Source organism: Mesobacillus sp. MER 48, from assembly GCF_023714225.1.
GTDB lineage: Bacteria > Bacillota > Bacilli > Bacillales > Cytobacillaceae > Mesobacillus > Mesobacillus oceanisediminis_A.
In genome coordinates this window covers 327,485-349,131 of the sequence record NZ_JAMAUR010000004.1, presented here as the reverse complement: position 1 = coordinate 349,131, position 21,647 = coordinate 327,485, and the positions used below count along the sequence as shown (strand labels likewise).

Genomic DNA, 21,647 nt, shown 5'->3' with positions numbered 1-21,647 from the left:
CAAAGTTTTCATGATTCCTCTATTCCCCGGGAAATTTGTCATATATTAGCATTGTGAACATAAAAAAAGGAGCCCTGAGGCTCCCTGCTATGAATTCATTAACATTTTCTTTTCAAGCTGGCTTGTATAAAGTTCATGGTAAAAACCTTTTTGTGCCAGCAATTCGTCATGACTGCCCTTTTCAATGATTTGTCCATTCTCTATAACGATAATCTGATCGGCATTTTTAATCGTATTCAAGCGGTGGGCAATGATGAAGCTTGTTCTTCCCTTCAGCAGATGCTGGAGGGCTTCCTGTATTTTCAACTCAGTGATTGTATCAATGCTGCTTGTCGCTTCATCCAGTATCAAAATCGCAGGATCAGCAAGGATGGCTCTGGCAATCGATAGTAATTGCTTTTGCCCCTGGCTTATCCCGGCATCATCCTGGCTAAGCTCAGTATCATACCCTTCCGGCAATCGTTGAATGAAGGAATGGGCATTTGCAGCCCTGGCAGCCTTCTCTACCTCCTCATCGGAAGCATCCAGTCTTCCATATCGAATATTCTCCCTGATGCTTCCCTGGAACAAAAATGAATCCTGGAGGACGAATCCCATTTGTTTCCTCAGGCTGTCACGGGTGATTTTCTTACTGTCGTGCCCATCAATCATAATCATCCCCTGATCTGGTTCATAAAAACGCGAAATCAAGTTGATAATTGTCGACTTGCCAGCACCCGTAGGGCCAACCAATGCAATCGTTTGGCCAGGTTCTGCGTTAAAATTCAAATCAGAAACGGTATCTCCCCCCTTTTCATAGGAAAAAGATACATCCTTGAACTCGACCTTTCCGGTGATGCCAAGGAGAGGTGCAGCTCCTTTTTCGTCTACAGCCTCTTCCTCCGTATCAATGATGTCAAAGACACGATCGGCTCCTGCAACAGCTGACAGCAAGGTATTGAACTGATTCGACAGATCATTCAACGGTCTTGTGAATTGTCGGGAGTATTCGGTAAAGATAACAATTGTCCCAATCGTTACATATCCTTTTAAGGCGAAGAAACCGCCCACTCCTGCCACGATGGTAAAGCTAAGGTTATTGAGCATATTCATCAATTTCGGGATAAAGCCTGTAAATGTCTGTGCCCAGTAACCTGATTCCTTCAGTTGCTGATTTTTTATGCGGAACTCTTCAATGACTTTTGGTTCCTGGGAAAAGGATTTGATGATTTTTTGTCCGGAAATTGTTTCCTCAATATATCCATTCATCTCTCCAAGCCTGCGCTGCTGTTCCTTATATAGTTTGCCGGTACGGCTCGTAATCCACTTCATCCCCATGAACATCAATGGAACGATAATCATCGTCACCAGGGTAAGCAAAGGACTCAGCCAAATCATGACCGCCAATGTTCCCGCAAGGGTAAGCACGCTCGAAAAAATCTGGATGACAGAGGAATTCAGGGTCGCGCTGACATTTTCGATATCATTGGTGACCCGGCTCATCAGCTCTCCATGCTGGCGTTTGTTAAAGAAATCAATCGAGAGCTTGTGAAAATGGCTGAAGAGCTGCCTCCTCATTATATAGACAGTCTTCTGAGCGATGCCGATCATCCAGTAGCTTTGGAACCACAATGTTAAGGAATGCATCACGTAAACTGCACCTAGGCCGATTAATAGCCAAGTGAAACCATCAGCTGATTCTGTCGCAAAATACTGATCGATGCCCCATCCGATCAAGAATGGGCCCAGCAATCCAAGTGCTGAACTCGCCACCACCATTAACAGGACCAGGATCAGCAGGCTCCGTTGGCCTGCAAGATAGGACCAGATCCTCCTGATTGTCGGTCCAATCCCCTTAACCGTACTTTTATTGCTGCCTGCCTTGTTTTCTCTTTGCCTTTTTAGCATCCTGCCTTCACCTCCCCGAACTGGGAGTTGTTGATTGCCTGATAAAGCGAAGAATGTTTGAGCAGGTATTGATGGTCGCCATAGCCAATTAAAGCTCCATCTTCCAGCAAGAGAATTTTATCAGCTTCCTTGGCGGTGCTGATCTTTTGTGTAATGATGACTGTTGTACACTCATATTTGCTTATGGCTTGTAGCAGCTTTGCTTCTGTTTTTAAATCCAGCGCACTAGTGCTGTCATCGAGCAGAAGGATTTTGGGTTTTTTAATCAATGCACGAGCAATGGATAATCGCTGCTTCTGTCCGCCCGAAAGGTTGACACCTTTCTGCCCGAGAAGCGTATCATATTTGTTCGGCAGTTTCTGGATTGTTTCGTGGATTTGGGCATCTGATGCTGCTTTGACCAACTCCTCTTCGGTCGCATCCTGCTTGCCCCAGGCGAGGTTCTCCTTGATCGATCCGGTGAACAGCAATGCCTCCTGAGGAACGTAGCCGATTCCCTCCCTGAGACTTTTAAGCTTAAGATCCTTAATATTCTTGCCATCGATTCGGATTTCTCCGCTTGTTACATCGTATAAGCGCGGGATAAGCTGGAACATTGCCGTTTTTCCCGCACCGGTCGCTCCAAGGACCGCTACGGTTTCTCCCTGATCGATCTTAAACGATAAATCTGCAAGAATCGGAATATTGGTGTCTGGGAACTGGAATGAGACCTTATCAAACTCAATTTTACCTGCAGAAATTCCGTATACATCCTGGCTTCCAGCGGTATCTTCAAGATCGACTCCCTCATTCAGTACTTCCGTTACACGCTCAGCCGATGCCCTGGAACGTGAGAATACCATTATGATCCATGAAAACATTGAAAAAGCAGCAGTAATCCTCGCAGCGTAGTTCACGATCGCGACCACTTCACCTACAGACACCCTGCCAGACTGAACGTCTATTTTTCCAAACCATAGAACCGCAATGACGCTTAAATTCATGAATAGCAGCAGCACTGGAATCGTTGCTTCAGTCACCCTCAAAGCAAACACTGTTCGTTCTCTTAGTTTATTATTCGCTTTTTCAAATCTAGTACCTTCATAATTCCCCCTGGCAAAAGCTTTGATCAACCTCATGCCAACAAGGTTTTCCCTCATTACGCCATTCACTCTGTCAAGACGCTTCTGAACATTTTTAAATAAACCTGCAGCCTTCCTCATGATCCAAATTAGGAAAATCAACAGTGGCGGGATGATGATGACAAACGGCAGGGCCAATTTCACATGAACCATCATGGCCATGATGATTCCCCCGATCACAAGAAGTGGGGCACGCATCGCAATCCGCAGGCTCATGAAGAACGTATTCTGCAGCTGGGTCACATCATTGGTGATCCTCGTGATCAAAGAAGAGGAGGGGAAATGGCTGAAGTTTGTGAACGAAAAAGCCTGGACTTTCGCAAACAGCTTTTCTCGAAGGTCAAAGCCAAAACTTTGGCCTGCACGGGCAGCTATGAACGAGTTCGCAATACCCGATGCAAAGGCAAGAAAGGAGATTCCAAGCATGACTCCGCCCCATTTGATGACCGTGTCAAGATCCCTTGCGACAATTCCTTCATCGATAATCTTAGCAATCAAAAGCGGCTGGAAAAGTTCAACAGCCAATTCGATAAGCATTAAGCTTAGTGCAGCTGCGATTGGAATGCGATATGGTTTTACAAATGAAAATATACTCATAGAAAACGTACCCCCAGTTGACCAATAACGTTATTTCGTCTTCCGAATTTTTATACCTTATATCATACTCTTTTTGGTGAATTTTTTGAATTGAAAGATAAAAAAAACGATCCATTTTTTGGACCGTCAACATTTGTTCCTCCCCGACATCAAGTTCCTTTCTTTGGTATCTCTATAGCTTTCTATTGAAAAGAACGTAAGAATAAATATAAGGCGCAATGACGGTAAAGGCAATCACGCTGAAAAGCACTGCTTCCTTCCAATAACCAGGAACGAAGGTAGCCAATATCATGGCCAGACCGCCAAAGAAAAAGATTTTTGAAGCAGCCCGATGTGTCTTTTTCCATACTTCATCACTGCTGAGTGTCCATGGAGTTCGAATGCCAATGAAAAAGTTAGACCGGACCTGAGGCATATAGTTTCCAAGGATCATAAAGATAATTCCGACGACCAGCGGGCCGATACTGCCAAAAGGGACATCATACCCAATCGCATTTGCCAGCATCAGTATGTTGATGACAAAAAGGACTCCTATAATGGCATTTAATATAATGCGATAACTTTTCGAGAAGTACTTATAGTTTGTTTTCCTTGGATCTACTTTTGGCAAGAAAGCCATGGATATATACAGGATCACCATGATACCAAGTGTAGAGAACATTGCATTGAGCTTAGAAGCAAAACCATTTGCTTCCCCGTTTACATCCCAGTGAATCGGCATTTGTTCAGGCAGCTTCGGAAACGCAATAATCCACGCAAGGATCAGGAGGCCGATCATAGTCAAAGGCAATACATGCTTTTTCATTTTATTTTTCCCCTTCCCGGTCTTTATTATTTTCTGTAAAGCTGAACGCCCAGCTGATGAGCTCCTGGAAGACAGTCGTATGAAGAGAATAAATGATGAACTGTCCCTGCTTCTCATCCTGGATCAAACCGGCATTCTTCAGCAGCTTCAAGTGTTGTGAGATACTCGGTTTTGTCATGTTAAACTGGTCTGCGATTTCTCCAGCAGTCATATCCCTATCCTTCAACAGATCGAGGATCTTTCTTCTGGTAGGGTCTGAAAGTGCTTTGAAAGCATCATTCAAGCTAAAGACCTCCCTTTGTTTGAGATAATTTAAGTATTTAGTTATTTAACTAAATACTAAATCATTTTCCTGATTTTTGCAATTCTTTTTCAAATTAAAACCGGCTGCACTTTGACAGCCGGCTCATTTATTAGGTTATTCACTAAGGTTACATTTAAGAGTTAATAGTGCCCTTAGGCAGGAATGTCCCTTCTCATAAGGGCACCTTTCTCTCCTTTTCGTGCCCTTATACAGGAGTTTCCCTTCCCATAAGGACACCTTTCTCTCCTTTTCGTACCCTTATAAGGGAGTTTCGCTTCCCATAAGGGCACCTTTCTCTCCTTTTCGTACCCTTATGCAGGAGTTTCCCTTTTCATAAGGGCACCTTTCTCTCCTTATCGTACCCTTATGCAGGAGTTTCCCTTTTCATTAGGGCACCTTTCTCTCCTTATCGCACCCTTATACAGGAGTTTTCCTTCTCATAAGGGCACCTTTCTCTCCTTTTCGTACCCTTATACACGTGTTTCCCTTCCCATAAGGGCACCTTTCTCTCCTTTTCGTACCCTTATACACGTGTTTCCCTTCCCATAAGGGCACCTTTCTCTCCTTTTCGTGCGCTTATACTGGAGTTTCCCTTCTCATAAGGGCACCTTTATGAACTAATCGCACCCACAAGCAGCACTTTCCCGTTATTATTCATTATGAATTCTGCACCAGATGGTCTTTCAATTGGTCCCTCAATGCCCGCTTCAGGAATTTTCCGACGGAGGTTTTCGGGATTTCTTCCATAAACACTACATCATCTGGCAGCCACCACTTGGCGAACTGGGGTGCAATGAATTCTAGCAGCTCATCCTTGTCGACCTGACCTTTGTATTGCTCATTAAGGACGACACAGGCAATCGGGCGTTCCTGCCATTGTTCATGTGGAACGGCTACGACACTTGCTTCGAACACGGCATCATGCGCCATAAGGGCGTTTTCAAGGTCAACGGATGAGATCCATTCGCCCCCGCTCTTGATTAAGTCCTTTGTCCGGTCAACAAGCTTGATGACGCCTTCTTCATCCACTGTGGCGACATCGCCTGTATAAAGCCAGCCATCACGGAATGCATCTGCTGATCGTTCATCTTTATAATATTCGTCCGCAATCCATGGCCCCCGCAGCAGCAGTTCTCCCATTTCTTCTCCATCCCACTTTACTTCACCATTTCCTCCGATGACTTTCATCTCCAGGCCAGGAACGAGCAGCCCCTGCTTTGAACGGATGTCGAGGATTTCATCTTCCTCTAGCCCAACCTGATAGCTCTTCAAACGGGAAACTGTTGCCAGGGGAGTGGTTTCAGTCATGCCATATGCGTGCAGGAACGGGATTTTGTACTTCGTTTCGAATGCTTTGATCATGCCGCGCGGTGCAGCAGAACCTCCGCAAACAATCGATCTGAGCGATGATGTATCATAGCTTCCTTTTTCAAGTTCATTCAGCAGGCCTAGCCAGATTGTCGGTACTCCTGCGGTGAAGGTGACCTTCTCCTGTTCAATCAAATCTGCCAGCAGCTTCGGGGTGAACAGCGGGCCGGGAAGCACCTGGGTCGAACCGAACCATGTCGCGGCGAAAGGCAGACCCCAGGCATTGGCATGAAACATCGGGACAACCGGCAGGACGACATCTGTTTCCGATAATGCAGCAGTATCAGCCAGACCAAACGCGAAACTGTGGAGTACGATACCTCTATGGGAGTAAACAACCCCCTTTGGGTTGCCGGTTGTGGCTGAAGTGTAGCACATTCCCGCCGGATCATTTTCATCTAAATCTTTTAGGAATTCAAACTCTGGACTTGATTCCCGCAATAATTCTTCATATGAATAGACAGGTTCCAATGTTGTTTCCGGCAGCTCGTCTTTGTCGGTCATGATGATATATGCTTCCACCGTTTTAAATTGATCCTTGCTCCGCTCAATCAACGGCACAAGATCCTCATCGACAAGCAAAACCTTGTCCTCAGCATGATTGATAATATATGAGACATGCTCGGGAGATAGTCGGATATTGATCGTATGGAGCACAGCTCCCATCCCAGGTGCAGCAAAATAAACTTCCAGGTGACGATGGTGGTTCCAGGCAAAAGTGCCGACACGGTCACCTTTTTCGATACCAAGCTTTTCAAGCGCGCTGGCAAGTCTGCGGGTCCGCTCGCCAATTTCCTTGTAGGTGAATTGGTGAATACCTGATAGTGTCCTCGACACTACCTGCTTTTTCGGGAAAAACTTTTCTGCTCTTTCCAAAAGAGATCCTACTGTCAATGGAACATTCATCATAACCGTCCATTCCCCTTCCGCTCACTAAGAATTCTTATTTAACCTGATTTCTGCACCTAGCCACTCTTTTATAATTTCTTCTGTCTGTTCTCCTTTTTCAGGAGAGGACGTACTCTCCCGCGCTGGCAAATCGCCATGCATTTTAATTTGGCCTTCTGGCAGGATGAAGCTCTTTTCCTTCCAATATGGATAGTCCGACAACTCGCCTGCCTCAAGGACAGGGGTCAGGCAGCAGTCAACTTCCATGCCGAATCCCGCCCACTCTGACAACGATTTGCTTTTAAACAACTGAACAAGCTCCAGGTAGACAGGATTGGATTCTTCCGGTTTGGAATAATGCGCAGGCTGCCAATCCGGATGGCCAACAGCATGGCAAAAATTACTCCAAAATTTTGGTTCTAGAGCCCCAAGGCTGACATAGCGCCCGTCCTTGGTTTCGTAAATCCCATAGCCGATGACAGTACCGTTCAGGACTGAAACGCCATGCTGGTATCCCGTCTCTTTTTCGATCAGCACATGATTCGCCATCAGGGAAGCCATACTGTCGGCAATCGCGATACAGTGATAGCTTCCCTCTCCAGTTCTCCCCCTTGCTACCAGCGCTGCGAGAATCCGTTCACTCGCAGCCAATCCCCCGATATAGTCGGAAAAAGTATGGGTTGGATGAACCGGCCTTCCTGTACTGTCCTTCAACTGGGCCAAAGCCCCGCTCAAGCTCATGTAATTCAGGTCATGGCTGCCGAGTCCGCTCATTTCTCCACCTGAACCGTAGCCGGTCACCGAGCAATAGATGATGGCCGGGTTGTGCTTTTTTACGTCCCCATAGCCAAGACCCAGCTTTTCCATCACTCCTGGTCTGAAGCTTTCAACTATGACATCCGCCTCCGCAAGCAAATCAAGGGCAAGCATTTTTCCTTCCGTCTGCTTCAAATCGATTACGATGCTTTTTTTACCGCGGTTATGGGCGTTGAAGACATATCCTTGTCCAGTGTTCCTTGCCGGGTCTCCGCCGGGTGCTTCAACCTTGACAATCTCCGCCCCAAGTTCCGCCAGCCTCAGGGTTGCAAAAGGGCCCGGGATATAATTCGTGAAGTCGACGATTTTAATACCATTCAACATGATTGAAAATCCTTTCCACTAAGTCGGCTGTCCTTTTGAAAACAATTCCTCCATTTGCTTGCGCAGCATGAATTTCTGGATTTTCCCGCTCGCATTCCGTGGCAGTGCCTCAACGAACAGATACTTGCGCGGGCGTTTGTAATTTGCCAGGCTGTCACTGTTTTTGCACCATTCATCCAACGCTTCTTCCGTTACCTGCAGATCTTTTTTCACGACAAAGGCTGTTACAGATTCACCCCAGCGGTCATCCGGCTGCCCGACAATCGCCACATCAAGCACACCTTCATGGGCATGGAGAACATCCTCGACCTCGCGAGGATAAATATTTTCACCGCCGCTGATGATCATGTCATCCACCCTGTCCTTCACCCACAGATAACCCTCTTCATCGAGGTAGCCAATATCACCTGAATGGTACCAGCCCTTGTACATCGCTTTTTCTGTTGCTTCTTCACGATTGAAATAGCCTGACATCATGCATGGACCCTGGACGATGATTTCACCGCTTTCGCCAGGCGGAAGGACGTCTTCGGGATCGGACGGTCCATCCTCATTCGGGCGGACAATCCGGATTTCGTGGTTCAGGCATGCCTGGCCAGCAGCACCTGCTTTTGTCAACTGGTCTTCCTCAGAAAGAAAGGTGATGGCCGGTCCCATTTCCGTCATCCCATACGCCTGGACAAGCTTGATGCCAAGCTGATCATGGCAGGCATGGACAAGGGAGGGTGCCATCGGGGCGGCTCCATACAATCCCAGCTTCAGGCTTTCGATATTATAGTCTGATAGCTTCTCCTGTAAAAGCATATTCCACATTGTTGGAGCGGCAAAGAACTTCGTGATTTCCTCCGAATCAATCAGCTCGAGTACTTTCTTTGGAGCGAATTGATGAAGGATGACATTGCTGCCGCCGACATGGATTCTAGGCAGGAAGGCGCAATGCAGTTCAGCGCAGTGAAACATTGGCGCAGTCACCAATCCTTTATCATTCGCACCCAGTTTAGTTGAACCGACAACAATCATACTCTGCTCAACCATATTGCGATGCTTGTGCATGACTCCTTTTGGCCTCCCAGTCGTACCGCTTGTGTACATAATTGCGTATAGGTCATTTTCATTCACTTCAACTTGAACCTGCTTCGTATCTGCCGCATTTACTTTTTCATGGTAGCTCTGGGCATAATCAGGCGTATCTTCGTCGATATACCAGAAAGAGATATGCGGGAACCTGTTTTCAATCGAAGCAATGACCGGTTCCACCGCTTTCTCAAAAAGGACAACCTTCGGCGCAGCGTCTCCCAGGATGAACGCAACCTCTTCCCCCAGCAGCCTGAAATTGATAGGATTGAAGACTGCGCCAATCTTAGCACATGCAAAAAACGCTGTGCCCAGCTCCTCAGTATTGAAAGTGAATGTTGATACACGGTCCCCCTTCTTCACTCCTTCAGCAAGAAGCGCATTGGCGAGCCTGTTCACCTCGTCATTCCATTCACTGTACGTAAAGCGGACATTCTTGCGGACATCATAGAGGGCTTCCTTGTTCGGGAACTTCATTACGGTCAGGTCAAAAATCTTGCCGATCGTTGTGCTCATTTGCATTCCTCCTAATAAAATGTCGTTTTATGCTTTTCAGAGTAGCTGTATATGGAAGTTCCATTGGTGACCTATTCTTTCTCTTTTCTGCTGTTTTCAGGCGCCAATGGACCTCATTGGTGACCTGTCTTTCCTTTTTCTGCTGTTTTCGGGCACCAATGGACCTTATTGGTGACCTCTTTTTCCTTTTTCTGCTGTTTTCGGGCGCCAATAGACCTCATTGGTGACCTTTTTCCCTTTTTCCGCTGTTTTCAGGCGCCAATAGACCTTATTGGTGACCTGTTTTTCTATTTTCTTTGAACTTCGAGCATCAATGAGTATTTAGGAATCTATTAATCTAACCGCTCAATTATGGTGGCGTTCGCCATGCCATGTCCTTCGCACATTGTTTGCAGGCCATATCGGCCGCCGGTACGCTCCAGTTCGTGCATCATCGAAATCATCAGGCGGGCGCCGCTTGCTCCAAGAGGGTGACCGAGCGCAATTGCCCCTCCATTCGGATTCAGCTTCGCTGGGTCTGCGCCTGTTTCCTTCAGCCATGCCATCGGGACAGGTGCGAACGCTTCATTGACTTCGAATACATCGATGTCCTCAAGCTTTAGCCCGGCTTTTTTGAGGACCTTTTCTGTGGCAGGAATCGGGCCTGTCAGCATCAGTGTCGGGTCTGAACCTACCACTACCCTGGTGTGGACCTTGAAGCGCGGTTTCAAGCCCAGCTCTTCTGCTTTTTCACGGCTCATCAACAGCAGCGCTCCTGCTCCGTCACTGATCTGGCTCGAGTTCCCTGCATGGATGACACCATCCTCTTTAAACACCGTTTTCAGCCCGGCCAACACTTCAGGTGTCGTTCCTTCACGCGGCCCTGAGTCCTCCGTCATCGAAATCGTTTCACCATTTTCTAGTGTGACCTCCATCGGCATGATTTCTTTTTCAAAATAACCTTCAGCCTGCGCCTTCAAAGCCCGGCGGTGGCTTTCCGCAGAGAATTCATCAAGCTCCCGGCGGGTAAAACCGTATTTCTCCGCAATCCGTTCTGCTGATAGTCCTTGATGGATCATCTCGTATTGTTCTCTTAATTTAGGACTGAAAGGGTTGGCGTCCTGGTAATTCGACCCCATTGGAACACGGGTCATATTTTCAACGCCGCCGGCAATGACGACATCCATGTCCCCCGAAAGAATCGCCTGGGCAGCAAAATGGACTGCCTGCTGACTGGATCCGCATTGGCGGTCAATGGTCGTTCCTGGAACTTCAATCGGGAAACCAGCAGTCAAAGCGGCTACCCTGGCAATATCTCCGGCCTGTTCTCCTGACTGTGTCACACAGCCAAAGATGACATCTTCCACCAGTCCCGCATCAATCCCAGCCCGCTTCACAACCTCTTTCAAAACTCCTGCAGCCAGTTCATCCGGCCTGATATCCTTTAACAACCCTTTTCTCCTGCCGACAGGTGTCCTGACGGCTTCGACGATTACCACTTCACGCATGCTTCATCTTCCTTTCTGATTTTCTGTTAGTCTATAATCCAAGGTTTTTAGCAATGATAGTTTTCATGATTTCGTTTGTCCCGGCATAGATGCTGGCAACTGGAATATCACGGAATCTTCTCGCGATCTCGTATTCTTCCATATATCCATAACCGCCATGCAGCTGCATGCAGTCCGCGGCAATTTTCCTCGCGCTGTCTGTCAGCTTCCACTTCGCCATCGATACCTTTGTGACCACATCCTTGCCCTCGATATGCTCGGCAATCAGCTGGTCAAGGAAAGCTCTGCCCATTTCGATTTCTGTCGCCATCTCAACAATCTTGAATTGCGTGTTTTGAAATTTGCTGACAGGTTTGCCAAAGGCTTCACGGCTTTTGACATACTCTATCGTCTGCTTGAGCATGACCTCAGACGCTGTCTGTGCCGCAATCGCAACCAGAAGGCGTTCCTGCTGAAGCTTTTCCATTAAATAGAGGAATCCCTTACCTTCCTCACCCAACAGATTCTCCTTAGGTACCCGGCAATCCTCGAATATGAGCTCTGCCGTATCCTGGCAGTGAAGCCCAACCTTATTCAGTTTCCTCCCTCGTGAAAAACCTGGTGTGTCACGCTCAACGACAAGCAAGCTGACTCCTTTATGCTTCGGGTTCGCTTTAGGATCGGTTTTACAGGCAACGACAATCAAATCAGATTGGATGCCGTTGGTGATGAAGGTTTTTTGCCCATTTAGAATATAGTGGTCACCATCAAGGATTGCTGTCGTCTGGATATTCGCCAGATCCGAACCGGTACCCGGCTCTGTCATCGCAATCGCGGTAATGATCTCGCCAGTCGTACATTTTGGCAGCCAGCGTTTTTTCTGTTCATCTGTTCCATATGCGGTGATATACGGAACAACAATATCATTATGCAATCCTACTCCAACCAGTCCTGAGCCTACACGCTCGAGCTCTTCATTGATGACAACCGCAAAGCCCCAGTCTACTTCACTGCCGCCGTATTCCTCATCAATATCAGGGCAAAGATAGCCCTGCTCGCCCATTTTCTCCCAGAAGGAGCGCGGAATCATCCGCTCCTCTTCCCACTGGCCGTAGAAAGGATATGCTTCCTTCTCTAAAAACTTCCTAAGCGACCTGCGGAAAATTTCATGGTCATTCGTTAAATAAGGGTGTTTCATTTTTTTATCTCCCTCTTTCTATCAAACTATTAAAGTTTCACTTCATTCAGTTTCTGGCGAAGCTGGTATTTCAGGATTTTACCTGAAGCATTCCTTGGCAATGCTTCTTCAATAAATATTTTTCTCGGAACTTTATAGCCTGCAAGTTTTTGGCGGCAAAAACTCTTTAACTCCTGCTCATCAACAACCGCATCCTTCTTAGGCACAATGACTGCACAGACGGCTTCACCCCAAACTTCATCAGGCATACCGATAATTGCTGCCTCCAATACGGCCGGGTGTTCATAAAGTACTTCTTCCACCTCGATGGAGTATACATTTTCCCCGCCGGAAATGATCATGTCTTTTTTCCGGTCAACGAGTGTGATATATCCGTTTTCATCGACTGTTGCCAGATCACCGGTATAAAGCCAGCCGTCTTTGATTGTTTTTGCCGTCTCTTCGGGCTTTTTATAGTATTCTTTCATAATCGATTCGCCTTTGATGATGAACTCACCGACAGCACCAGGCTTGATATCCTTTTCTTCTTCATCCACCACCCTGGCTTCGGTGAGGAAAGCAGCTTTCCCTCCCTTTCCCAGATGGTGTTTATGTCCCTCAGGACCAAGCAGGATGCCGCCAGGACCAGCTTCGGTCAGTCCGCACAGATTATAAAATTGATCAGTCCTGAATAATTCCATGCTCTTCCGTACGAGTTCGGGGGCCATTGGCGCAGCACCATAGCCGCATCTTTTAATCGATGAAAGATCATAATCCCCTGCATTAGGAACCTGGAGCATGAAGTTGTACATGGCAGGGACCCCAAAGAAGTGGGTGATTTTATGCTGTTGAATCGCCTGCAGGGTTGTGACCGGGTGGAATTCGCGATGGATGATATGGGTTGCTCCCAGTATGACACCTGAAATCAGGAATAAATTAAGCTGTGCCGAGTGGAACAGCGGGGCGATGTGGAGGATACGTTCCTCCTGGTTAATGGCCATGCTGATCATCATTGTCAGGCCAACATTGAATACTCGTTTATGGTCAAACAGTGCTCCTTTTGGCCTGCCGGTCGTCCCTGATGTATACAGGATTTCAAGGTCATCATCATCGCTAACATCAATTTGTGGATCAGTGATAGTTTTTGAAAGGACATTTTCGAATGAATGATGTCCAACTGCTTTTGGGGTTCCAGTCGTGATGACATGGGCTGCATTTGTTCCTTCGCCTGCTGAAGTGATGATCTCCTCGAACTCATCATCGCAAATTACCAGCACAGTCCCGGACTGTTCCAGTATGTAATGAACCTCTGAGGCTGTCAGGCGGAAATTCACCGGCACAATGACCGCCCCGATTTTAGCACCTGCAAAAAATGCAAACACAAACTGAGCAGAGTTCTTCATCATTAAAGCAATTCTATCGCCTTTGTGAATCCCCAGACTGAGCAGCCCATGGGCAAGCTTGTTCACTTCCTCATTAAACTGCTGGTACGTAAAGCTCCTTCCCTCACACACGATCGCAAGCTTCTCTGGTGTTTTCCTGGCATTTTGCGCTAGATATGACCCAATATCCATATAAAGCTTCCCCCCTTTTTATATTAGAAAACGCATTCATTTTTTATATGCAATAATTATGCCAATTTTCTAAAAATGATAGATGCGGTATTTCCAGGCAGGAATCGATATGAATGTACATCATAGTGTCCGGAAATTGGACACCATGTTTGGACATATAGCGAGAATGTTAATTCGACGGAATATCGCTTATAAAATTCAGCATGACAACTTATCGAGAAGAAAATCCTGCCTTTTGGCTCATTTAATTATAAGGAGTCAACATAATTGGTGTTAAATCAGTTTTATAATGGATCCGGTATGGATATATTAGCGATTTTTTATTTTTATTGGCGGAGTTCACAACTTTATTGGCGATTTCCAAGATTTATTGGCGAACTGGAAAAAAACACGTGTTTTTTCCAGTTCGCAAATGACATGCTATACGCTCAGCTGGTATTTCTTTATTTTTTCATATAATCCTGAACGGCTGATCCCCAAAAGTTTTGCTGCCTTTGCCTTGTTTCCGTTTGTCTGGGAGAGGGCCTTTCTGATCGCGCCAAGCTCGGCATCTTCTGCAAGTCTGATTTGTTCGATAAGTGGGCTGGATAGTTGCGACAGTAAGTAATCCGGCAGATCCTCTGACTGTATTTTCCCATGCTCGGCAAAGGTCATTGCGCGCTCCAGGACATTCCGCAATTCACGCACATTGCCCGGCCATTCATAGCGAAGGAGTGCTGTTTTTGCCTGTGATGAGATGCCGGTGATGCTCGTACCCAGCATGGAGTTCAATTCTTTCATTAATTCAGTAATCAAATACTCAACATCCTGAACGCGGTCCCTCAGCGGCGGAATATTCAAGGAAATGACATTCAGTCGGTAGTAAAGGTCTTCCCTGAACTCCCCCTGCCTTACCATCTCTTCCAGGTTACGGTTTGTCGCAGCGATAATACGGACATCGACCTTCACGCGCACATTTCCGCCTACCCTGTAAAACTCTCGCTCCTGCAGGACTCTTAGCAGTTTGGCCTGAAGGGACAGAGACATATCGCCTATTTCATCGAGGAAAAGCGTGCCTCCATTGGCAAGGTCGAACTTCCCAATCTTGCCGCGCTGTTTCGCCCCCGTAAAGGCACCTTCTTCATAACCGAAGAACTCGGATTCTAGCAGGTCTTCAGGGATGGCTGCGCAATTGACGACAACGAATTTCCCTTCACTTCGGGCACTGCTGTTATGGATGGCATGTGCGAACAATTCTTTCCCTGTACCACTTTCACCTCTAATCAATACAGTGGATCTGCCTTTCGCTGCTTTGGCTGCACTTTTCTTTAATTTTTCCATGTAAGAATCCTTGCTGAAAATATGGTCCCATGTGAACCTGGCCGACTCGGATTTCTGCAGCTGCTGGTGGTAAAAGCTTGCCTTGTTCTCGGCTTTTTGAAGTCGCTTGAACAACTCGCTGACCTCATTCAACTGGCGGAACATCACTTTGCCAATCGCTCCGATCACCTTGCCATCCTTCTTGATTGGAATTCGATGGACAATATATCGGATACCGTTCAACTCGTTAAAGTCGCTGACTTCCGCCATTTCCGACCGGAACACATTGCCAAGCTTCAGTTGCGGAAGGACTTGCTCGACTGGTTTATATAAAACTTCTGTTTTCTCCAGGTTGAACAGTTCGAGCAATGGCGGGCTGACCATGGTGATGATGTTTTTTTCGTCCGTCATCAGGATTCCATCATATGCATTCTCGAGTGTCGTCTCGATTGTCAGCTTAAGCTTTTTAACCGTCTCGAGTTCTTCTGCCATTTTTTCAAATTCAGAAATATCCTGGAATAACAGGATTTTCCCTTCTTCATGGTTCACTGTTTCATAGGAAGAGATATGAAGAATCGATTTAAATTTTTCATAATGATGAGGAGTGTCATCTCCATTCAGCAACCCAGGAAAAATATCGCCGAGCTTCCTGGATATAATTGAATCAAGAGTCCGTCCGCTGATTTTCGTAAAAGCTTCATTTGCATAAATCATCTGCATCCTGCCGTCAGTCATGAGCACACCGATATTGGAGTGCTGAAGGATTGTTTCCAGTTGGTCCTTGAGGGTATTCGCAGATTTTAGCAAAGCGACCACCATTTCGGTCTTGGTCAGTAAACCGATGACTTTATCCTGTTCATCCAGCACCACGCCGGTACCAACCTTGCTTGTTTTTACAATCTGCTCGATCTCGCGATAAGGAGTGTCGATTCGAATGGATCTAGCTTCCTTCTTTATGTATGGAAGTATTGCCGTTTCAAGGGGACTGCCTTCAAGGATCATTTGATACAAGCCGCTGCGGGTAAAAACTCCCAGAAGGTTCTTTTCAGTATCAGTAACGGGCAGGAGATTCCATTTCTTCTCCCTGAAGATTTCCACTGCCTCCTGCAAAGTTGTTGTCTCTGTGACCAGACAGTCAACAGGGGTGACGATATCCCTGAATTCAAGCATTAACTTCCCCCCTCCAGTTAAAAATTTCTGAATATTATAACTTTAATTATATAACACTGTTGGGGAAAGTACACTTATTAGCCATGAAAAAACCTGCCCCCAGGTGAGGAGCAGGTGATGATTTTTAGCGTGGAATGGTGAGTTTCTGGCCAATATACAGGTATTTTGCCGGATCTAGATTATTTGCTTTCACAACCGCATCGATGGTTGTGCCATATTTAACACTGATTTTCCACAGTGTATCTCCACTTACAACTGTATGGATGACTTGCTGGGCAGCCGGCGGTTCCGGAGCAGTTGTCGATGGAATAGTAAGTTTCTGTCCGATATACAAATACTTGGCCGGATCCAGATTATTCGCTTTCACGATGGCATCAATTGTTGTGCCATATTTTTGGGCAATCTTCCAGAGAGTGTCTCCTGTTTGGAGCGTATATACCACTGGCTGTGGTGTCGGTTCAGGTGTAGCCGGAGCTGGCACCTTCAGTTTTTGCCCAACATATAAATACTGATTTGGATCAAGATCATTCAGTGTGACGATATCGGAAATGCTGCTGTTGAACTTAGCAGCAATCTTCCATAGTGTGTCGCCGCTCGCCACGGTGTAATCAATCGTGTTAGGAACTGCCGGCGGAGTGGATTCAGCCACAAGCTCCACATCACTTACATTGATCGTACCGGTTACACCTTCTTTGACCAGCACCTCGTACCGGCCATTTTCAACTGTTTCGGACATTAACGGGAAAGTATCGCCTTTTACAGCCGTATATCCCTGACTCATTGGATAGATCGAAAGCTTCGCGGTCTCAGAGGTTACCCTCACTCGCTTTTCAGGCTGAAGGGCCTTGAACTCATAGCCGCCTTCAAACCTGACTGAATCTGTAAAAGAGATATAGCCGGTGTTACTGCCTTCAATTACCATGACTTTTATAAAATAGTTTCCGTTTACGGCTTTTCCGCCATTAAAGTCGGTTCCATCCCATGTGAAAGAATGTGTTCCCGCCGGGAATGACTGACCTGCAACAACATTTTTCATATGCGCGCCAGCAGCGTTCGCAATATAGACGGATACTTTTGCCGGCTCTGCCAATGTGAATTTCCCTGTGACCGTGTCGTTCACACCATCACCGTCCGGGCTGATGATATCAGAGGTGAAGACAGCGTCCGTAACAACTTCTTTCAATCTCCATTGAGGTATATTGTAGTCGCCGTCCTTAATGGAGACCGTTCCTGCTTTTTGTGCTGACTGTTTCGTTGCAGGGTAGTTAAATGCAGTCTCGATGTAGTTAAAGTAGACATCATAGGTTCCGTCCGCAACAACTCGTCCTGCCTTATCCGTTCCGTTCCAGTTTACGGAATTGCTGCCAGGCAAAAGCTTCATTTTGCTTCCAGCGTAAACTTCGGCACCATTTTGCCAGATGCTCAGTTGTACTTCAGCCGGTCGGTTCAAGTTGAAAGGAATTTGTACATTTTCCGCTCCTCCGTATTTCGGAGAAAACATGGAAGGATTAATCGAAACCTGATCGAATAATGGCTTTGGATTCGTCTCCGCCACAACGGTCAGTTTTCCGAGCGGATAACCTTGCATCTGGTTATAGCCCTGGTCTGATAAATACGCCTTTAGCTGGTATTCACCCGGAGGCAATGGAGCTTTCTTCGTATCATCCCATGGCACCCAATCTATTCTATGTACTGTTTTAAAATCTGTACTTGATAGGTTGATTTGAGTCTGGACACCATTGCCTACCGCTAAAATATGCCCGCGAGTCGGTTCACTCGTTTTCAGCTCAAACGTAACATATCCAGGTACACTGTTTCCCTGGTACGCAACAGTTCCGGTAGATTGACTGAAAGATATGACCTCAGCCATTGCAGAAGCGAATTGCGGGAAAGAAACTGCCGCTGTTAAGAATAAAAGCATGAAAATTCTAAAAAAATTCGTTGTCACTCTAATTGTCCCCTGCTCTCTGATGAAATGTTATATTACAAAAATATCATATTTGTTTTCTGCATTTTCAACAACGCGAAATTTTTACCATAAGAAAAAGCCCTCTCCTTTGACAGGAAAGGGCTTTTCATCATTTCGGCTGCATCCTGATTGCTCCATCAAGACGGATTGTTTCACCGTTAAGCATTGGATTCATAATAATACTTTCAGCAAGCTGAGCGTATTCCTCCGGGTAACCAAGCCGCTGCGGGAATGGCACCATTTTTCCAAGCGAGTCCCTTGCTTCTGCCGGAAGCGAGTCGAACATTGGCGTATGGAATAGGCCGGGAGCTATCGTCATCACCCTGATGCCGTATGCAGCAAGTTCCCTTGCAATTGGCAGCGTCATACCGACCACCCCGCCTTTTGAAGCACTGTATGCCGCCTGGCCGATTTGGCCGTCGAACGCGGCAACGGAGGCCGTATTGATGATGATTCCCCTCTCGCCGAGTTCATTTGGATCATTCTGGGACATCTGCTCGGAAGCAAGCCGGATGACATTGAAGGTTCCAATCAAGTTGATGGAAATGACCTTTGAAAACATGTCCAGCGAATGGACGCCTTTTCTTGATAGCAGCTTTCCTGCAACCCCAATCCCGGCACAGTTTACCACCGTGTTAATCGAACTGAATGACTCGATTGCTTTATTGATAGCATTTCTTACATCTTCTTCACTCGTTACGTCTGTTTGTACGAAAACTGCCTGTTCCCCAAGTTCCTTTACAAGAGTTTCACCGCGTTCCACTGATAAATCCAGAATCGCAGCCTTTCCCCCCTGCCCGATGATTTTCCTGACAGTCGCTTCCCCTAACCCGGATGCTCCTCCGGTAACAATCGCTTTTGTTTCGCTCATTTTCATTTTCGCCTGACCTCCACTTTTATAAAGTTATATTGTTATAGAAAGCAAGAATCATGCCAATGCTAGTTACATTGAAAATAAAGATACTTCGAAGAACAGCTGTCCAAAATCAGGACAGTTTTTTCTGAAGAATGGACACTTTTATACTTTTGTTAGAAGGAAATTGAAATTTGAAGGTGTTTTTTTGTTTTACTATGATATTCGGCATTAAACCCGGTTGAAACAAAATATATTCCCGGTTGGGGCAGATTTATTTCCGGTTGGAACAAATGTTGTCTGCAAAACTAGTTATAAATAACAGTACCCCATGCAAAAAAAAGCAGAGCCGAAGCCCTGCCTCCTCAACACTATTAAGCTGCATTTCGTTTCGCTCTGTTCCTGAGCATCAGTTCCTCCAGTGCTCCTGATCCGAATATGACGCCTGAGACGATGAAGATCAGGCCGAGCAAATGGGATGATGTGATCCTTTCCCCAAGGAAGATGGCAGCGAACAGGATGGATAGGAATGTATTCAAGTTCAGGAAGATTGACGCCTCGGCCGGTCCGGTTTGGCCAATGGCATAATTGTAAAGCATATGCCCTACTGCTGTAGCGAAAATCGCTGACGCAAAAAATACTCCCCATATTCCTGCTGAAGCATTTCCAAGGCTCGCCAATCCACCTGGCTCCTTCCATAACCCGATTAGGAACAATAAGAGTGAGCCGAAGACAAGCATATATCCGGTCAATAGACGAGGATCTAGTGTTTTCGCTGCTTTGGAAATTATGATGAAGCTTATCGCCTGCGAAACAATGGAAATAAACACATAGAAATCACCAATTGACATGCCCGAAAGCCCTTTCTCACCTGCCAGCACAGTCAGCGTGACGCCAATACCACCGAAAATAAATCCAAGAGTCCGGACAAATGTCAGCTTTTTCCCCAGGAATAAGATAGCCATTAAAGCGGTTAACAATGGCCCCAGTCCAAGAATCAAGCCACCGTTAACAGCCGAAGTCACTTTTAATCCAATTCCCAGGAATAAATGGTGGCCAGTTACATTCAGGATGCCGCCGCCAATAATATAACTCCACTCTTTCCTTGAAGGCAGCCGGACTTTTTTAAAGAAAAAGAGAATGATAAATACCGAGACTCCCGCAGTGAATACACGAAGTGAGGTAATCGTAATCGGCGGGAAATTCCCCACGATTACTTTAAGTCCCGTTACATTGAGTCCCCACAGAAACATGACACCGGTAAGAATCATATATATTTTTAAATTTTTCATGATGTATCCTTCTTTCATTTAAACGATTAAAGCATAATTTCCATTCTACTCCTTTTTTTAAAAAGGGCAAGAGAAAGTAATGCCAATTATTTACCACCTGAATAATAAGTACCAAAAAGAAAGGAAATTTGAATCATCCCCTCGAGTAGACTGCTAGGTTAAAAGAACGGTTTCTTTTAAAATGCAGCAAAAACCGACAAAAACAGGTTTGAATACCGGAATGGTATTCCTGAGACAGATTTTTGCTTTGAAAGGAGGTGAAAGGATGCACTTCCGACATTTAATCATTACTGGCTTTATTACTGGTATTGCTTTGTTGGTGCCAGACATGGTTTTTGCTGAAAAAGGGCCAAATGCCGGAAAAGGACAACAGCCTGCGGCGGCTGAGCAGGCTTCTGTGCCAGACAAGGCAGAGATTGCCAAGAACTCCGGAAAATCTCCTGCACAACCTGCGGTCAAAAACCAGCCGATTAAGAAAGAAATCGTCCAGAAACCTTTCCAGGCCAAGCCTAAAGAAAATCCGGCCGAGGCAGTGAAAATGAATGGGAATGCTTCATCATTTAAGAAAAATGAGAAAGCAACACAGCCCAAAAACACCAATGCATCGAGGACCGGAAAAACTAATCAGGCGAAACATAAACAAAAGCCCAGCAATAATCAAAACAAAAAAGGTGCGTTAAAATCCATACATAATGAAGATCAGTACGTGAAAGAAACAAAGCGTAAATCACCTGGTTTGGAGGAAAAGCTTGATCCTTCTAAGGAGTCTGCAGAGAAACCGTCCATTGTCAAAGTACCAGTAAAGACGGAAAGCAGAAAAATACCTCATGTGAAAAAGGATGAAAAGGATTCATCCCAAAACGAGAGGTATCCTAAAGGAGACAACCTGCCTAACCCTCCATCACGCACGAAGGCTTCAGGGGGGCCATCCGGCGACAGGACAAGTTATGGAAATTCGAACACCTTTTTAAGCGATAAATGGTTCATTTGGGATGAAACATTCCATTTAAGCCTCTTGCAGCCGTTTACGTCAAGGGTCGCTGTTTTTCAGAGCCAGTGGGTAAATGCCCCACCTTCCCCACCACCGTTAAAAGCTCCTGCTTTTTTACCGTATACCGACGCGATTGTCACGGATAACGTTAATTAA

15 protein-coding genes are annotated in these 21,647 nt (G+C 46.1%); 1 reads left to right on the top strand and 14 read right to left on the bottom strand.

Annotation, left to right across the window (positions count from 1 at the left end):
- Positions 1–87: 87 nt before the first annotated feature.
- From M3593_RS16485 to M3593_RS16420, 14 genes are all read right to left on the bottom strand, one after another.
- A complete protein-coding gene (locus M3593_RS16485; RefSeq protein WP_251543788.1) occupies positions 88–1,887 on the bottom strand; it encodes an ABC transporter ATP-binding protein in 1,800 nt (599 codons plus the stop codon).
- A complete protein-coding gene (locus M3593_RS16480) occupies positions 1,881–3,605 on the bottom strand; it encodes an ABC transporter ATP-binding protein (RefSeq protein ID WP_251543790.1) in 1,725 nt (574 codons plus the stop codon). The genes M3593_RS16485 and M3593_RS16480 overlap by 7 nt, the downstream gene beginning before the upstream one ends.
- A 172-nt stretch (positions 3,606–3,777) precedes the next feature.
- Positions 3,778–4,410, bottom strand: a complete 633-nt coding sequence (locus tag M3593_RS16475) for an SdpI family protein (RefSeq protein WP_251543792.1) — start codon at positions 4,408–4,410, stop codon at positions 3,778–3,780.
- Between the two features lies 1 nt (position 4,411).
- Positions 4,412–4,693: an autorepressor SdpR family transcription factor gene (locus M3593_RS16470; protein ID WP_144475053.1), complete on the bottom strand. Its 282-nt coding sequence runs from the start codon at positions 4,691–4,693 to the stop codon at positions 4,412–4,414.
- 678 nt (positions 4,694–5,371) lie between these two features.
- Positions 5,372–6,991 carry a long-chain fatty acid--CoA ligase gene (locus tag M3593_RS16465; RefSeq protein WP_144475054.1) on the bottom strand — a complete coding sequence of 540 codons (1,620 nt, stop codon included), beginning with the start codon at positions 6,989–6,991 and terminating at the stop codon, positions 5,372–5,374.
- A gap of 24 nt (positions 6,992–7,015) precedes the next feature.
- Positions 7,016–8,110 (bottom strand): CaiB/BaiF CoA transferase family protein, encoded by a 1,095-nt coding sequence (locus M3593_RS16460; RefSeq protein WP_144475055.1) that lies wholly within the window; start codon positions 8,108–8,110, stop codon positions 7,016–7,018.
- Positions 8,111–8,128: 18 nt separating this feature from the next.
- Positions 8,129–9,700: a fatty acid--CoA ligase gene (locus tag M3593_RS16455; RefSeq protein ID WP_251543794.1), complete on the bottom strand. Its 1,572-nt coding sequence runs from the start codon at positions 9,698–9,700 to the stop codon at positions 8,129–8,131.
- Positions 9,701–10,032: 332 nt separating this feature from the next.
- Positions 10,033–11,187 (bottom strand): thiolase family protein, encoded by a 1,155-nt coding sequence (locus tag M3593_RS16450; protein WP_144475057.1) that lies wholly within the window; start codon positions 11,185–11,187, stop codon positions 10,033–10,035.
- A 31-nt stretch (positions 11,188–11,218) separates the two neighbouring features.
- On the bottom strand, positions 11,219–12,364 hold the full coding sequence (locus tag M3593_RS16445) for an acyl-CoA dehydrogenase family protein (protein WP_144475058.1): 1,146 nt from the start codon (positions 12,362–12,364) through the stop codon (positions 11,219–11,221).
- A gap of 29 nt (positions 12,365–12,393) precedes the next feature.
- Entirely contained in the window at positions 12,394–13,917 is a 1,524-nt protein-coding gene (locus tag M3593_RS16440; RefSeq protein ID WP_251543797.1) for a class I adenylate-forming enzyme family protein, read from the bottom strand.
- A 420-nt stretch (positions 13,918–14,337) separates the two neighbouring features.
- Positions 14,338–16,386: a sigma-54-dependent Fis family transcriptional regulator gene (locus M3593_RS16435; protein ID WP_251543798.1), complete on the bottom strand. Its 2,049-nt coding sequence runs from the start codon at positions 16,384–16,386 to the stop codon at positions 14,338–14,340.
- 124 nt (positions 16,387–16,510) lie between these two features.
- The gene (locus M3593_RS16430) at positions 16,511–18,334 is read right to left on the bottom strand and encodes a LysM peptidoglycan-binding domain-containing protein (RefSeq protein ID WP_251543800.1); all 1,824 of its coding nucleotides are present in this window, start codon (positions 18,332–18,334) and stop codon (positions 16,511–16,513) included.
- Positions 18,335–18,464: 130 nt separating this feature from the next.
- A complete protein-coding gene (locus M3593_RS16425; RefSeq protein WP_251543803.1) occupies positions 18,465–19,232 on the bottom strand; it encodes a 3-hydroxyacyl-CoA dehydrogenase in 768 nt (255 codons plus the stop codon).
- 350 nt (positions 19,233–19,582) lie between these two features.
- Positions 19,583–20,500 carry a DMT family transporter gene (locus M3593_RS16420; protein ID WP_251543805.1) on the bottom strand — a complete coding sequence of 306 codons (918 nt, stop codon included), beginning with the start codon at positions 20,498–20,500 and terminating at the stop codon, positions 19,583–19,585.
- 265 nt (positions 20,501–20,765) lie between these two features.
- Here M3593_RS16420 and M3593_RS16415 point away from each other — a divergent pair, with 265 nt between their 5' ends.
- Entirely contained in the window at positions 20,766–21,647 is an 882-nt protein-coding gene (locus tag M3593_RS16415) for a hypothetical protein (protein ID WP_144475064.1), read from the top strand.